The organism is Staphylococcus sp. IVB6181, from assembly GCF_025561445.1.
Taxonomy (GTDB): domain Bacteria; phylum Bacillota; class Bacilli; order Staphylococcales; family Staphylococcaceae; genus Staphylococcus; species Staphylococcus simulans_B.
This window is the reverse complement of the sequence record NZ_CP095096.1, coordinates 2302424-2317893: the sequence shown is the minus strand read 5'-3', so window position 1 is coordinate 2317893 and position 15470 is coordinate 2302424. Positions and strand designations below refer to the sequence as shown.

The 15470-nt window shown below is 39.3% G+C and carries 13 protein-coding genes and 1 pseudogene; 9 read left to right on the top strand and 5 right to left on the bottom strand.

Annotated elements, in window-relative coordinates; translation table 11 throughout:
- Positions 1–37 precede the first annotated feature (37 nt).
- The gene (ytxJ, locus tag MUA90_RS11345) at positions 38–358 is read left to right on the top strand and encodes a bacillithiol system redox-active protein YtxJ (protein ID WP_105993552.1); all 321 of its coding nucleotides are present in this window, start codon (positions 38–40) and stop codon (positions 356–358) included.
- A gap of 220 nt (positions 359–578) precedes the next feature.
- Complete coding sequence (locus MUA90_RS11340) at positions 579–1712, top strand: glycerate kinase (RefSeq protein ID WP_262586978.1); 1134 nt, start codon at positions 579–581, stop codon at positions 1710–1712.
- Between the two features lie 64 nt (positions 1713–1776).
- Here MUA90_RS11340 and pepT read toward each other — a convergent pair whose 3' ends face one another.
- From pepT to MUA90_RS11320, 4 genes are all read right to left on the bottom strand, one after another.
- On the bottom strand, positions 1777–3009 hold the full coding sequence (gene pepT, locus MUA90_RS11335) for a peptidase T (RefSeq protein WP_262586976.1): 1233 nt from the start codon (positions 3007–3009) through the stop codon (positions 1777–1779).
- A 14-nt stretch (positions 3010–3023) separates the two neighbouring features.
- Positions 3024–3518 carry a threonine/serine exporter family protein gene (locus tag MUA90_RS11330; protein WP_162912160.1) on the bottom strand — a complete coding sequence of 165 codons (495 nt, stop codon included), beginning with the start codon at positions 3516–3518 and terminating at the stop codon, positions 3024–3026.
- Positions 3519–3539: 21 nt separating this feature from the next.
- Positions 3540–4304: a threonine/serine exporter family protein gene (locus tag MUA90_RS11325; protein WP_105993556.1), complete on the bottom strand. Its 765-nt coding sequence runs from the start codon at positions 4302–4304 to the stop codon at positions 3540–3542.
- 162 nt (positions 4305–4466) lie between these two features.
- On the bottom strand, positions 4467–5531 hold the full coding sequence (locus tag MUA90_RS11320) for a GGDEF domain-containing protein GdpS (RefSeq protein WP_262586974.1): 1065 nt from the start codon (positions 5529–5531) through the stop codon (positions 4467–4469).
- A gap of 243 nt (positions 5532–5774) precedes the next feature.
- On the opposite strand from MUA90_RS11320, the gene MUA90_RS11315 reads away from it, so the two are divergent.
- Entirely contained in the window at positions 5775–6833 is a 1059-nt protein-coding gene (locus MUA90_RS11315; RefSeq protein WP_262586972.1) for a glycosyltransferase family 4 protein, read from the top strand.
- A 71-nt stretch (positions 6834–6904) separates the two neighbouring features.
- On the opposite strand, the gene MUA90_RS11310 is transcribed toward MUA90_RS11315, so the two are convergent.
- Positions 6905–7546: a YigZ family protein gene (locus tag MUA90_RS11310; protein ID WP_262586971.1), complete on the bottom strand. Its 642-nt coding sequence runs from the start codon at positions 7544–7546 to the stop codon at positions 6905–6907.
- Positions 7547–7704: 158 nt separating this feature from the next.
- Here MUA90_RS11310 and fakB1 point away from each other — a divergent pair, with 158 nt between their 5' ends.
- The 6 genes and pseudogenes from fakB1 (at position 7705) to prfB (ending at position 15428) form a co-directional block, all read left to right on the top strand.
- Positions 7705–8601, top strand: a complete 897-nt coding sequence (gene fakB1 / locus MUA90_RS11305) for a fatty acid kinase binding subunit FakB1 (RefSeq protein WP_232166901.1) — start codon at positions 7705–7707, stop codon at positions 8599–8601.
- Between the two features lie 71 nt (positions 8602–8672).
- Positions 8673–9983: a DEAD/DEAH box helicase family protein gene (locus MUA90_RS11300; protein WP_262586970.1), complete on the top strand. Its 1311-nt coding sequence runs from the start codon at positions 8673–8675 to the stop codon at positions 9981–9983.
- Positions 9970–10649, top strand: a pseudogene (locus MUA90_RS11295) (ComF family protein). The gene MUA90_RS11300 and the pseudogene MUA90_RS11295 overlap by 14 nt, the downstream one beginning before the upstream one ends.
- Positions 10650–10719: 70 nt before the next feature.
- A complete protein-coding gene (hpf, locus tag MUA90_RS11290) occupies positions 10720–11283 on the top strand; it encodes a ribosome hibernation-promoting factor, HPF/YfiA family (RefSeq protein ID WP_105993562.1) in 564 nt (187 codons plus the stop codon).
- Between the two features lie 336 nt (positions 11284–11619).
- The gene (gene secA / locus MUA90_RS11285) at positions 11620–14148 is read left to right on the top strand and encodes a preprotein translocase subunit SecA (protein WP_262586967.1); all 2529 of its coding nucleotides are present in this window, start codon (positions 11620–11622) and stop codon (positions 14146–14148) included.
- Positions 14149–14311: 163 nt separating this feature from the next.
- Positions 14312–15428 (top strand): peptide chain release factor 2 gene (prfB, locus tag MUA90_RS11280; protein ID WP_114603815.1). Its coding sequence is split into 2 segments (ribosomal slippage): positions 14312–14383 and positions 14385–15428, totalling 1116 coding nucleotides; the frame shifts between segments, so codons are not numbered across the junction.
- Positions 15429–15470 lie beyond the last annotated feature (42 nt).

The window sequence follows — 15470 nt, the reverse complement described above, 5'->3', positions numbered from 1 at the left end:
TCACGTGCAGTGATAAATATTTTTAGAGGTGAATAGAATGGCTACAAAGCTGACTTCAATTGACCAGTTTGAACAGGTAATTAACGACAACAAATATGTATTTATAATGAAACACAGCGACACTTGTCCAATTTCAGCAAATGCATATGATCAATTCAATAAGTTTTTGTATGAACGCGATATTGATGGATATTACTTAATTGTACAAGAACAAAGAGACGTATCAGATTATATTGCTGAAAAAACTGGAGTGAAGCACGAATCGCCGCAAGCTTTCTACTTTGTAAATGGAGAAGTGAAGTGGCATGCGAGTCATGATGACATTAATGTGACCTCACTCGCACAAGCTGAAGAATAAGCTTGTTAGGGGAAAACATCAATAATAAAATATGAACGAAAACAGACTCCAAGCTTTGGAAGGCGGAAATGAAAGAAAATAAAACAGTTCCAACTTCCGATAGGCTTGGAGTTATTTTAATTTTAAGGGTTAGACGTAACAGTGGGCATTTTGAATAATGCCCTGTATAATATTAAAGTGAATGCAACAAACATTGGGAAACTTTATTTGAGGTGACAAAATGAGAGTATTAGTCGCAATGGATGAATTTAATGGAATCGTTTCGAGTTACGAAGCGAATCGCTACGTAGAAGAAGCAGTAGCAAGCCAAATCGAAGGTGCAGATATCGTGCAAGTGCCTTTGTTCAACGGCCGGCATGAACTGATGGATTCGGTCTTTTTATGGCAATCCGGAACAAAATACCGTGTGAATGTACATGATGCAGATATGGAACCGATTGAAGCGGTTTACGGTAAAACAGAGAGCGGCATGACGATTTTTGAAGCGGATTTATTCTTGCAAGGCAAAAAGCCGATTGTTGATCGCTCAAGCTATGGTTTAGGTGAAGTGATTGCGGCGGCATTAGAAAATGATGCACAGCATATTGTCATTTCCCTTGGCAATATTGCAAGCTTTGACGGCGGTGCAGGTATGCTGCAAGCTTTAGGCGCAAAATATTATAATGACGAAGGCGAACCGATTGATACAAGCAAAGGTGTTAATGTTTTAAAATATATTCGCCACGTTGATTTATCTGGTTTGAATCCGCGCTTATCAAAAACACGCTTCCAGCTTGTATCGGACTTCTCAAGCAAAATGTACGGCAAAGCCAGTGAAATCATGCAAGTCTATCCGTTATTAGGTATTTCACGCGAAGAAGCAGCGGCAGTGGATAATCTTGTATGGTACTTCAGCGAGATTTTGAAAAATGAAACACGCACCGTAACAAGCACAGTCGAACGCGGCGGTGCAGGCGGCGGTGTTGCGGCTGTTCTAGCAGCGCTATACAACGCAGAGGTGCTGACAAGCCATAATCTGGTGGATCAAATCACGCATTTAGAAAGTTTGATCGAACAAGCAGATTTAATTATGTTCGGTGAAGGCATCAATGAACAAGATCAGCTCTTAGAAACAACAACACTGCGTATTGCGGAACTTGCAACGAAATATCATAAGCCTTGCATTGCGATTAATGCGACAGCTGATAAATTCGATCGCTATGAAGCTTTAGGTGTCACAGGCATGTTCAATTTATTTATGAAAATGCCGAAAAATTATACGAGCTTTGAAGCGGGTCTGCAAATTCGTTTCTATGCGGTACAAGCACTTAAACTGTTGACGACATCTTTTGATAATGATGAGAAAAAAGCATAATTCAAACAATAAAACGGCTGAATCCTTTTGATAGGGACTCAGCCGTTTTTTCGTAGATATATACTTATTCTTTTGATGATGCCGCAACTTCTTCAGCAATGCCTAAAATGACTTGTACTGCTTTTTCCATAACATCGATAGATGCATACTCGAATGGACCATGGAAGTTGTCGCAGCCTGTGAAGATATTAGGTGTCGGCAAGCCCATAAATGAAAGTTGAGAGCCGTCTGTTCCGCCGCGAATCGGTTCTGTATTCGGTTCGATACCTAATTGTTTGAAGACACGTTTTGGAATCTCGATAACTTCAGGTACTTCGTTGATTTTTTCAGCCATATTATAGTATTGGTCATTAACTTCTAATTCTACCGGATCATTCGCATAGTCTTGATTGATAGTATCTTTAATCTCTTCAAGCAATGCTTTGCGTGCTTCGAATTGGTCGCGATTATGATCACGGACGATATATTTTAATTGTGCTTTTTCAGTAGTACCATTGAAGCTCATTAAGTGGAAGAAGCCTTCATAGCCTTCTGTTTGTTCTGGTACTTCATCTTGCGGCAATGCATGATCAAAGCGTTCGCCTAATTTAATAGCGTTGACCATGACATTTTTCGCTGAACCCGGATGTACGTTGACACCGTGGCAAGTGATAGTTGCTTCAGCAGCATTGAAGCTTTCGAATTGAAGCTCGCCGTATTGGCTGCCGTCCATTGTGTAACCGAAGTCAGCCCCAAAGCGTTCAACATCAAATTTGTGAGGACCGCGTCCGATTTCTTCATCTGGTGTGAATGCGACTCGGATACGTCCATGTTTCACTTCCGGATGTTCCACTAAATAGTTCAACGCGGTCATGATTTCCGCTACACCTGCTTTATCATCTGCGCCAAGCAATGATGTGCCATCTGTAATCATTAGCGTATGGCCTTCAACGGATTTCATAGCAGGGAAGACGTCTTGGTTCAATTCGCGATCTGTGTCTCCTAATTGAATAGGTTGGCCGTCATATTTTTCAATGATTTGCGGTTTGACATTAGTCGCGTTGAAATCTGGCGACGTATCGATATGAGCTAGGAATCCGACAGTAGGTACTTCAGTTGCGATGTTGCTTTCTAATGTCGCAAATAAATAACCATAGTCGTCGATATCTGTTTTAAGACCAAGTTCTTCTAATTCTTGTTTGAGTAAATTTAATAAGTCCCATTGTTTCTCAGTAGATGGTGTTGTTTCTGAGTCGGGATTAGATTGAGTATCAATCTCCGCATAACGTTTCAGTCTGTCGATTAATTGTTCTTTCACTTGATATGCACCTCTTATCCTCGATTATTCATATTAAATTGCTTCTTATATGATTTACCTTTCATTTTACCATAGTATATTCTAATTCGATTATAAATATGATAGCTGATTTCTGCACATAAGATACCGAATGCTATGGCACCTGAAATTAAAGTTACCTCTAAGAAGGTATTGACTGCGTGTGTATATTGGTTGGTAACTAAGAAACGTGTTGCTTCATACGCAGCACCCCCAGGTACAAGAGGAATAATACCAGGAACGATAAAGATAATAACCGGTTGGAAATAACGTTTTGCCATTGCGTGACTCATAATAGCCAAGATAAAGCTTCCAAGGAAAGAAGCAGCAACTTTTCCTAAATTCAAATCCATGGACACGATATAAATCGTCCAGCCCATTGCGCCTACATAACCACAAGCAGGTAACAACTTACGCGGCGCGTTGAAAAGTATCGAAAACAGAGTTGTGGAACTAAAACTGATAATGAAATGGAATAAATAATGTAAGATCAATTCTGTAACACGCCTTTCTTAAAAGAAGAGTAAGATGATTGCGACGCCGGCACCGATTGCAAATGCGGTTAATGCCGCTTCCATTCCGCGCGACATACCAGCAAGCAATTCGCCAGCCATTAAATCTCTGATGGCATTTGTAATTAAGACACCTGGCACTAAGACCATGACACCGGAAATGGTGATAATGTCTTGGTTGACCGATAAGCCGAGCTTGTGGCTGATAGCGGCAACACTGACGACTACGATAGCACTGATGAATTCTGAGAAGAATTTGATTTGGATAAAGCGTTGTACAAAATCAAAGGTTAAATAAGCACCAGCGCCAGCAATAATTGCGAAGATAAAGTCTTGTGCAACACCGCCGAACATGAATAAGAAAAATCCGCAGGCGATAGACACTGCTAAAAACTTCGTTAAATAAGAATATTGCAGCGAGGCATGCTCCAAATGAATCAATTCAGATTTTGCTTCGTCAATATTCAATTCGTGTTTCGCAATTTTACGTGAAATGTTATTGGCTAAAGCAATCTTTTCTAAATCTGTAGTTCTATCTCGGACTCGAATTAAACGCGTGTTCGTTCGATCGTTTAATGAGAAGATAATTGCTGTGTTAGATACAAAGCTGTTGGTATTATCTAACCCAAAGCTGTAAGCAATACGTGACATCGTATCTTCGACACGATATGTTTCCGCACCGCTTTCAAGTAAAATTTTTCCTGCCGTGAGCACAACATCGATAACTTTGTTCTCATCTATTATGGTAATTGCTTCTTCAGGCACCTTGTAGCTCTCCTTCTTGTTTGTATTGGTTGATACTTGAAAGTTTACAGGGAAGATTTGAATCTTGCAATAGAACGGCGGCGATTGCAATAGAATTGCAAAAAAAGAGACAAGAACATCGAATTTGTCCTTGTCTCTGAAGTATTCATCTGAAACAAAATATTATTTAACAATCGGGTTAAACATCACTTGGTTACGTCCCTCATTTTTTGCCATATGCAGCATATCATCTGCGTCTTTAAAGACTTTGCGCTGTGATTTATAGTCATCTTCTGTTAAATAGCCGATACCGATAGAAACAGAGAGTTTAATCACTTCTTTATTCGGCAAGTGGAAAGAAGATTGTTCTACACCTGCACGAATGCTTTCAGCGAGTTTCACAGTTTGATCCAGCGAATAGCCGAGCAAGACAACTGAAAATTCCTCGCCGCCGTTTCTGAATATCTTCATATTCGGCGGAACATAATTTATCAGCAATTGTGAAATCTGCTTTAATACTGCATCTCCAGAACGATGTGTAAAGGCATCATTCACATCTTTAAAGCCGTCAATATCAATTAATAACAGACCTAGGCTTGTGTGTTTGCTGTCAGCTTTGTCAGTCATTTTATTTAAGTGTCGGTCGAATTCTTTTACATTGCCGAGACCTGTTAAATAGTCGAAACGTTCTTCGCTTTCATACCGTTGAACTAATGTGAAGAAACGCCAAATATCGACAAAGATAATCGATGATGAAATCGTTAAAACAAATGATATCGGAATAAGATAAATAATTTCTTGCAATGTATAGAGACGTGTAATCACTGATACAATGATGAGTATAATCAGACTGATAACGTTTAAAATCTGCAGCGAAACGATATCATTCTGCTTGATAAACGGTCCGATGAAACTTACAGCCAAAGCAATGATGATTAAGGCAATGTTGTAAGATAGCGGATCGCCGTAAACAAACACGCCTATCACAAAGAGAATTGCGGCTGAGACCATTGTAAAGAATACATTTGTATAACGGCCTAAGAATAATAGCGGAACAAATGTTAAATAAAGTGAATAATTATGAACTGGAATCGGATATGCCGCAAGCAATAGCGCTACAACAGTCATAAGTATTGTGACGTAAGTTTGTGAAAACTTCATTTGTTTCGTTTCTGAATATTGCAACCTATGGAATAGGTAAATTCCTGCAACGGTAACAGAAATATTGTAAATGATAGCTTCAATCATTTCGATCGGCTCCTTTGTTTTACCACTTAGTTATTGTAAGTGAAAATATACATTTTGTCATCTCAAACATTGCTAAGAGTTGCCAGAATTTACTACAATTAATAATAATTCGTGTTAAAATAGATTATTAGTATTGTATACATATGAAAAACTGAAGGGAGGTTCCCTTGTCAAAAGACAGATAGCAGCGTGCTCATCTTATGTATAACATAATTTGAGGAGCATTTTGGCAATGGAAATAAGATGATAACACTTTTATTGATACTTATTTCAATGGTCGTCAGTGTAGTGTTGACACCGATTGTTATTAAAATATCCAAAAAACTGGATATTATGGATAAGCCGAACTATCGAAAAGTGCACATCAAACCTGTTTCTGTACTTGGCGGAACGGTGGTACTCTTTTCATTTGTGTTAGGCATTTGGATCGGCCATCCGATTGAACGCGAAATCATTCCGCTGCTGATCGGTATGATTATTATGTACATTGTCGGCTTGATTGATGATGTGCATGAATTAAAACCTTTATATAAGTTATTCGGTCAATGTTTAGCCGCGCTGGTAGTTGTGTATCATGGTGTAACGATTGATTTCATTCAGTTGCCCTTCGGTACGATTCAATTCGGAATTTTAAGTATTCCTTTTACTGTCTTTTGGGTTATCGCTATTACGAATGCCATCAACTTAATAGATGGTTTAGACGGTTTAGCAGCAGGGGTGTCTACCATTGCCTTTATGACCATCGGGTTTATTGCGATACTGCAAGCGGATATCTTCATCATGATGATTTGTTCTGTCATGATCGGTTCGTTAATCGGATTCTTGTTTTATAATTTCCATCCGGCTAAGATTTTCTTAGGGGACAGCGGTTCCTTGCAGCTGGGCTTTATTATCAGCTTTGTTTCGCTGCTCGGGTTTAAGAATATTACATTCTTCTCATTATTCTTCCCTATGGTGATTTTAGCAGTACCTTTCATTGATACATTGTTTGCGATGATCAGACGTGCAAAGAAGGGACAGCGTATCATGCAGCCGGATAAATCACACTTGCATCATAAATTGCTGAAACTTGGTTATACACATCGTCAAACCGTTGTACTGATATATTCCATCGCGATTATGTTCAGTATTTCAAGTATTATTTTATACTTATCGCAACCATGGGGTGTTGTGATGATGTTGATTCTAATCTTGATTACGATTGAATTGATTGTTGAGTTTACTGGACTGATTGATGATAATTACAGACCATTGCTCGGACTCTTAGAAAGAAGAGCCAACCGAGGACATAAACATAAATAACACTGAAATGAAACCGCCTAAGTTCTATGTCGATGATAGAGCTTGGGCGGTCTTTCATTTGAAATCAAGTATTATTTTGTTTCGATATCAAAAGGCAAGCGTGTCACTGTGCCTTCATCTAATTCAAATTTGCCGGCAGTAATACGATTTAAAAAGGCGATAAAATCTTCATAGTCATCTTCTAATACATCGATCTTATAGCTGACTTTGTCAGTATAAATCGTATCTCTTAAGATGAAATCAGTAGATTGCAACTCGTATTCGAATTTTCCAGTTTGATCATAGCTGATTGTTACTGTAGTAGGAAGTGCATTGTGCAATTCTACGCGTCCGCCTTCTTTGATAGCATCTCGGACTGCACCGCTGTATGCTCTGATTAATCCGCCGGTACCAAGTTTAATACCGCCGAAATAACGTGTCACTACAGCAGCTGTATTATGTGTTTCTAATTTTTTTAAGATTTCAAGCATCGGTACACCTGCAGTCCCGCTCGGTTCGCCGTCATCATTTGCTTTTTGTGTCAGCATATTATCGCCGATGGTATAGGCTGAACAGTTATGTGTTGCATCACGGTGTTCTTTTTTGACCGCTTCGATGAATGCTTTCGCTTCTTCTTCGGTTGCTACCGGCTTGATATGAGCAATAAACCGTGATTTGTTAATGACATTTTCAATCACGTATTCTTGCTTGATAGTAATAATATGATTCTCCATTGTATGACATCCTTTTATGCATTTCTTGAACGCAATTTGTTCTCAATCTTAACTCCTATTATACATGGCGAAACAGTTTTTTCTAAACGTAAGAATCGATTTTCTTTTCTAATGAAATAAGGTATGATTAAAAATGAGTATATTTGAGGAGGAAAACTATGAAGATTGCTGTAATGACGGATTCAACAACATCATTAACACAAGCTTTATTAGATAAATATGATATTTCAGTTGTGTCATTAAGTGTGACATTTGAAAATGGAGATAATTATACAGAGAGAGTCGATCTTGCGCCGAGTCAGTTGTATCAGCGTATGAAATCAGAGAAGAAGATTCCGACAACAAGTCAACCGGCAATCGGAGAAGTCGTCGAAGTCTATGAAAGACTAAAAGCAGAAGGCTATACAGATGTAATCGGATTATACTTGTCTGCAGGTATCAGCGGAACGTATCAATCAGCAACACAAGCCGGCGAAATGGTAGACGGCATTAATGTACATTCATTCGATTCTAAATTGTCTGGTATGATTTTAGGCGGTTATGTCATTCATGCGGCACAACGTGCTAAAGAAGGTCTTTCAGCTGAAGCCATCATGGATGAGTTATATGAAATGAGAGACCATACAGGTGCGATGATTGTAGTAGATGACTTGAAGAACCTGCAAAAGAGCGGACGTATTACAGGTGCGCAAGCCTTTATCGGTACGCTGCTTAAGATGAAACCTGTCTTGAAGTTCGATGATGGTTTAATTGTTCCGGTTGATAAAGTACGTACGAAAAAGCGTGCAATCCAACGTATCGAAGACGGCGTATTAGAACAGGTCAAAGACTATGATGAAGTGACACTCTATGTTGTTAATGGAGATTCAAAAGAAGACGGATTAAAGCTATATGAAAGTCTGAAAAAGCGTTGTCCAGACCACTATGTCATCAACTATTCAGATTTCAGTCCGGTCATTGCTTCGCATTTAGGTGTCGGCAGTGTGGCGTTAGGCTTTACGAATAAACGTCTTGAAGTCTTAGCAAATCGACCAGAGGATTATGTAGAAGAATAAAAATTAAATTAGAAATAACAATATTTCGGGCAAATGAAGTGCGCTATGAAGCGGCTTGATTTGTCCTTTTTTTGTTTGAAGGAGGAATCATAATAATTAAACACTACGGCAAACTCGTCAGAAATACAGCCCATCTGACAGATGAAACAATCCTATATCAAGGACCTGGTGTCTTAAAAGACAGCAAAGGCAAATGGTATTGCCGACAATGCGCAACACCGAATCAACACGATTATTATACGTATACATCTGCCTTTCATCAGCAGACCATTACTTACTGCAGAAGGTGCTTGCAGCTGGGTCGGATGGATACAGTGCAAATGATTGCTGTGACAGAAACTGCACATTATAAAAGTTCGGGGGAATACCATTTAGATTTCCAACTCTCGCAGCAGCAAGCGTATGCTTCGTCGCATATTATCAGAGCTATTCAAACACAAGAAATGCTGCTGTTATATGCAGTGACAGGGGCAGGGAAGACAGAAATGATGTTTGAAGGCATTCGATATGCCAGACAAGCGGGGCTGAATGTAGCGATTGTATCGCCAAGAGTCGATGTTGTCGTTGAAATCAGCAAGCGTATTATCGAAGCATTTTCTCATGAAGCAATTGATGTGTTATATCAAGGACAGTCACAAAAGTACTGCGGGCATTTTGTAGTTGCTACGGTCCATCAATTGTATCGGTTCAAACAACATTTCGACGTCATTTTTATTGATGAAGTGGATGCTTTCCCGCTTGCGATGGATCCGCTGCTGATTCATGCTTCTGCATCTTGCTATAGTCATATTTATATGACTGCTACTCCCTCTAAACACTTGTTAAAGCAGTTCAAAAAAGAAAATATTATTACTTTGCCGGCACGTTATCATAGAAAGCCGCTGCCTGTACCGAAGTTTCGCTATTTTAAATTCAAACCACAGCGCTTGCAGCCATATTTACTGAAACTGTTGCAAAAACAGATTGAAAACAAACGTGTTACTTTAGTGTTCTTTAACCAAATCGAAGCAATGGAACAAGCTTTAGTGCATTATCAAAAGTATTTTGATGATTTAGCAGCGGTGCACAGTGAAGATGCACTGCGTTTTGAAAAAGTTGAAGCATTAAGAGCGGGTAAACACCGAATTATTTTTACGACGACTATTTTAGAACGCGGCTTTACTATGGCACATTTAGATGTCATTGTACTAGAGAGTCAAACCTTCCAAGCTGCAGCACTTGTTCAGATTGCGGGGCGTACGGGACGGAAATTGCAAGATACATCAGGCAATGTACTATTTCTGCATAATGGTGTAACTTTAGCGATGCTCAGTGCAAAGCGCCAAATTCAGCGTATGAATCGCTTAGGATTTGAGAAGGGGTGGTTAGATGCCGAGATGTAAACAATGTCTTGTGCCATTTCATGAGCCGTTAACTGCCGCCAATTTTTATAAATCACCTGAAGTATTATGCGAACGCTGCAGACTCGAGTGGGAGGCTTGTCGTTTAACAACAGTACACCGCTGCAAGCGTTGTTTGAAACCGTTAGCTGAAACAGAAACCGTATGTTTGGACTGTGCTTTTTTAGAACAAAAGTTTCAATTGATGCATCAGCTGTACTGTGATTATCGTTATACCGGCAAAGTACGCGATACGATCCACCAATACAAAATAGCAGGGGATACTGCTTTGTGCGAAGTAATTGCGGATCGAATTCAGCTGCCGAAAGAAAATTACGACCTCATTATACCGATTCCATCTCCGCTGCTCAGAGGCTAAAATCGAACCTTCAATCCTGTGCAGCAAGTACTGGATGCAAAAGGTATCCGTTATCAGGCTGTGTTGCAGACGGACCTCAGACCGAAACAATCCAGCTTGAATAAGGTGATGCGTGCAAAAGCGGAGAATCCTTTTTATATCAAGAATGAAAGCGCAATCAAAAATCTTGAGAACAGTTCAATTTTACTCGTAGATGATATTTATACAACAGGGCTTACTGTTCATCATGCGATAGCAACGCTATTTGTCAGAAAAATTGGAAAATAGATGTCTTTGCTTTCGCTAGGTAGTTGAAACATGTTATTATAATAGTGAGCATTACCAATCAAACATATATAGAGGTTAAAGGAGTCGATCACTATGATTAGATTTGAAATTCATGGAGACAACCTCACTATTACAGACGCAATCCGTAATTACATTGAGGACAAAGTTGGTAAACTAGAACGTTACTTTACAAATGTGCCGAACGTTGATGCACATGTAAAAGTAAAAACTTACGCAAATTCAAGCACTAAAATTGAAGTGACAATTCCGCTTAAAGACGTGACACTTCGTGCAGAAGAAAGAAACGATGATTTATATGCGGGAATTGATTTAATTACTAATAAATTAGAACGTCAAGTGCGTAAGTACAAAACACGCGTAAATCGTAAAAAACGCAAAGAGAATGAGAAAGAACCATTCCCAGCTATTCCAGAAACACCTCCGGAAGCAGCTGATCAAGATAAAGATGATGAAATCGAAATCATCCGTTCTAAACAATTCAGCTTGAAACCAATGGATTCTGAAGAAGCAGTATTGCAAATGGACTTATTAGGCCATGACTTCTTCATTTTCACAGACCGTGATACAGATGGTACAAGCATCGTTTACCGCAGAAAAGATGGTAAATACGGTTTAATCGAAACAGTTGAAAATTAAGATTCATATGTATGAGAAGGGGGCTTGCAGCTGTATCAGCTGCAAGTCTCTTTTTCTATTTCACGAAGATTAAGATTGTATTAATAAAATTGTATTTGATTGATTTAGGCAACTTAAACATGTCAGAATAAGAGAGATATGTGCGTTTTGTGCAGAAATAACGCATCGAGCAATAGATACTTATGCATAGGGTAAAAGAAAAAGACTTGAATCGTAATAGTCAAAACAAGGGACAGACGGCTATTATAATGAGTATTTAAGTGTAAATTTGACGATATAAATGGTAAGATGAATTGTTGTAAGCCAAACAGTTTTTATACCAAAGGAGCGAACAGAATGGGTTTTTTATCAAAAATTGTTGACGGCAATAAAAGAGAAATCAAACGCCTAGGTAAGCAAGCTGACAAAGTACTCGCTTTAGAAGAAGAAATGTCAATTCTTACTGACGAAGAAATGAGAAACAAAACAAGAGAATTCCAAGAGAGAGTTCAAGCTGAAGAAGATGTAAGAAAGCAAGATAAAATATTAGATGAAATCCTTCCTGAAGCCTTTGCTTTAGTAAGAGAAGGGGCTAAACGTGTATTCAATATGACACCTTACCGTGTTCAAGTCATGGGCGGTATTGCGATTCATAATGGCGATATTGCGGAAATGAGAACCGGTGAAGGTAAAACATTAACAGCTACGATGCCGACGTATTTAAACGCATTAGCTGGCCGCGGCGTACACGTTATTACAGTCAACGAATATCTATCAAGTGTACAAAGTGAAGAAATGGCTGAGTTGTATAACTTCTTAGGTTTATCAGTCGGATTAAACTTAAACAGTTTGTCTACTGCTGAAAAACGCCAAGCTTATAAGGAAGATATTACGTACAGTACGAATAATGAATTAGGGTTCGACTATCTGCGCGACAACATGGTGAATTATGCGGAAGAACGTGTTATGCGTCCGCTGCACTTTGCGATCATTGATGAGGTCGACTCTATCTTGATCGACGAAGCGCGTACACCGTTAATCATCTCAGGCGAAGCTGAAAAATCAACATCGCTTTATACGCAAGCCAACGTATTTGCGAAGATGTTGAAAGCTGAAGATGATTACAACTATGATGAGAAAACAAAATCTGTACAATTAACAGATCAAGGTGCAGATAAAGCTGAGCGTATGTTTAAATTGGATAACTTATATGATTTAAACAACGTAGATATCATTACGCATATCAACACAGCTTTACGTGCCAACTACACATTGCAGCGCGATGTCGACTACATGGTAACAGACGGCGAAGTCTTAATCGTTGACCAATTTACAGGTCGTACAATGCCGGGCCGTCGTTTCTCTGAAGGTTTGCACCAAGCGATTGAAGCTAAAGAGGGCGTGCAAATCCAAAACGAATCTAAAACAATGGCATCGATTACGTTCCAAAACTTCTTCCGTATGTACAACAAGTTATCAGGTATGACAGGTACAGCGAAAACAGAGGAAGAAGAGTTCCGTAACATTTATAATATGACGGTGACGCAAATACCGACAAACCGTCCAGTTCAGCGTTTAGATAAACCTGACTTGATTTACATCAGTCAAAAAGGCAAATTCAACGCAGTAGTTGAAGATGTAGTGGAAAAACACAAAAAAGGCCAACCGATTCTATTAGGTACAGTTGCGGTTGAAACCAGTGAATATATTTCTAAACTATTGAAAAAACGCGGTGTACGCCATGATGTACTTAACGCGAAAAACCACGAACGCGAAGCAGAAATCGTATCGACTGCAGGTCAAAAAGGCGCAGTAACGATTGCGACAAACATGGCCGGACGCGGTACCGATATTAAATTAGGCGAAGGCGTAGAAGAATTAGGCGGCTTAGCAGTTATTGGTACAGAACGCCATGAATCACGCCGTATCGATGACCAATTACGTGGTCGTTCCGGACGTCAAGGCGACAAAGGCGAAAGTCGTTTCTACTTATCATTGCAAGACGAATTAATGGTACGTTTCGGTTCTGAACGATTACAAAACATGATGGGCCGTTTAGGTATGGATGATTCAACACCGATTGAATCTAAAATGGTGTCGCGTGCGGTTGAATCTGCGCAAAAACGTGTTGAAGGTAACAACTTCGATGCACGTAAACGTATTCTTGAATATGACGAAGTACTGCGTAAACAACGTGAAATCATTTACGGTGAAAGAAATAACATTATTGATAACGAATCAAGTTCAGAACTTGTGAAAACAATGATGCGTTCTACATTAGACCGTGCTATCGGCAACTATGTGAATGAAGATATCGATGAAATAGATTATGAACCGTTCATCAACTATGTTGAAGATGTCTTCTTGCATGAAGGCGAATTGAATGAGTCGGAAATCAAAGGCAAAGACCGTGAAGATATCTTTGATACAGTATGGGCTAAAGTTGAACAAGCGTATGAAAATCAAAAAGCGAATATTCCTGAGCAATTCAATGAGTTCGAACGTATGATTTTATTACGTTCTATCGATAGCCGCTGGACAGACCATATCGATACAATGGATCAATTGCGTCAAGGTATTCACTTGCGTTCATATGGTCAGCAAAACCCATTGCGTGATTATCAAAACGAAGGACATCAGCTTTTCGATAACATGATGATGATGATTGAAGAAGATGTCAGCAAATATATCCTTAAGTCTGTAATCACAGTAGAAGATGATGTGGAACGTGATAAAGCAAAGGAGTATCAGGGGCAGCACGTCTCAGCTGAGGACGGCAAAGAAAAAGCTAAACCGAAGCCGATTGTAAAAGGCGACCAAGTAGGCCGAAATGATCCCTGCCCATGCGGAAGCGGCAAAAAATACAAAAACTGCTGCGGTAAATAATCAGCGTTGTTAAGAACCACTGCGAGATGCTTTGACAAGAAGCGCATGCTTTTTGTCATTGCCTGCTTTTGGTTCTTTTTCTCATTCATGACAAGAGATGAAATATGCTAAAATAATACCAGTATAAAATGAAATGAAAATAAGTGTACAGGAGAGAGATAAGATGGAGCTATCTGAAATTAAGCGCAACATAGTCAATTACGACGAAAAATTAGAACAACTTAGGGGGTCTCTTTGACTTAGAGGAAAAAGAGACAAACATCCAAGAATATGAAGAAATGATGACAGAACCGAATTTCTGGGATGATCAAAATAAAGCGCAAGAAATTATAGATAAAAACAATGCGTTGAAATCAGTGGTACAAGGTTACCGTGATTTAGAAGCAGAAATCGAAGATATGACAGCCACACATGAGCTGCTGCAAGAAGAATATGACGAAGACTTAAAAGCGGATCTGGAAGAAGAAACCAACAACTTCAAAGAAAAACTGGACCAATTCGAATTGCAGCTGTTATTAAACGGACCTTATGATGTCAATAATGCGATTCTTGAATTGCATCCGGGTGCCGGCGGTACAGAATCGCAAGACTGGGCAAGTATGTTATTGCGTATGTATCAGCGCTATGCAGAGAATAAAGGCTTTAAAGTAGAAATGGCGGATTATCTGCCAGGTGATGAAGCGGGCGTTAAGAGTGTTACTTTAGTGATTAAAGGACATAACGCTTATGGTTATTTAAAAGCTGAGAAAGGTGTACATCGTCTCGTACGTATTTCACCATTCGACTCTTCAGGCCGACGTCATACATCATTCGTTTCATGTGATGTGATTCCTGAATTCAGCAATAATGAAATCGAAATCGACATTAACCCGGATGATATTACAGTAGATACGTTCCGTGCATCAGGTGCCGGCGGTCAGCACATCAACAAAACAGAATCTGCAATTCGTATTACCCACCATCCTACAGGTATTGTAGTAAACAACCAAAACGAACGTTCTCAAATCAAGAACCGTGAAGCAGCAATGAAAATGCTGAAATCGAAATTGTATCAATTGAAATTAGAAGAACAAGAACGTGAAATGGCAGAAATCCGAGGCGAACAAAAAGACATCGGATGGGGCAGCCAAATTCGTTCTTATGTCTTCCATCCGTATTCAATGGTTAAAGATCATCGTACAAATGAAGAAACAGGTAATGTGAATGCGGTGATGGATGGAGATATCGGTCCATTCATCGAAGCTTACTTGCGTACACAAATGGATAATCGCGAAGCTTAATCTCTATACTTATGAAGGCCAAGACAGGAAATGTCTTGGTCT

Excerpts from the sequence above, each read along its gene's own strand:
- ytxJ (WP_105993552.1), top strand. The coding sequence starts at position 38 with ATGGCTACAAAGCTGACTTCAATTGACCAGTTTGAACAGGTAATTAAC.
- MUA90_RS11340 (WP_262586978.1), top strand. The coding sequence starts at position 579 with ATGAGAGTATTAGTCGCAATGGATGAATTTAATGGAATCGTTTCGAGT.
- MUA90_RS11320 (WP_262586974.1), bottom strand. The coding sequence starts at position 5,531 with ATGATTGAAGCTATCATTTACAATATTTCTGTTACCGTTGCAGGAATT.
- MUA90_RS11315 (WP_262586972.1), top strand. The coding sequence starts at position 5,775 with ATGATAACACTTTTATTGATACTTATTTCAATGGTCGTCAGTGTAGTG.
- MUA90_RS11310 (WP_262586971.1), bottom strand. The coding sequence starts at position 7,546 with ATGGAGAATCATATTATTACTATCAAGCAAGAATACGTGATTGAAAAT.
- fakB1 (WP_232166901.1), top strand. The coding sequence starts at position 7,705 with ATGAAGATTGCTGTAATGACGGATTCAACAACATCATTAACACAAGCT.
- hpf (WP_105993562.1), top strand. The coding sequence starts at position 10,720 with ATGATTAGATTTGAAATTCATGGAGACAACCTCACTATTACAGACGCA.
- secA (WP_262586967.1), top strand. The coding sequence starts at position 11,620 with ATGGGTTTTTTATCAAAAATTGTTGACGGCAATAAAAGAGAAATCAAA.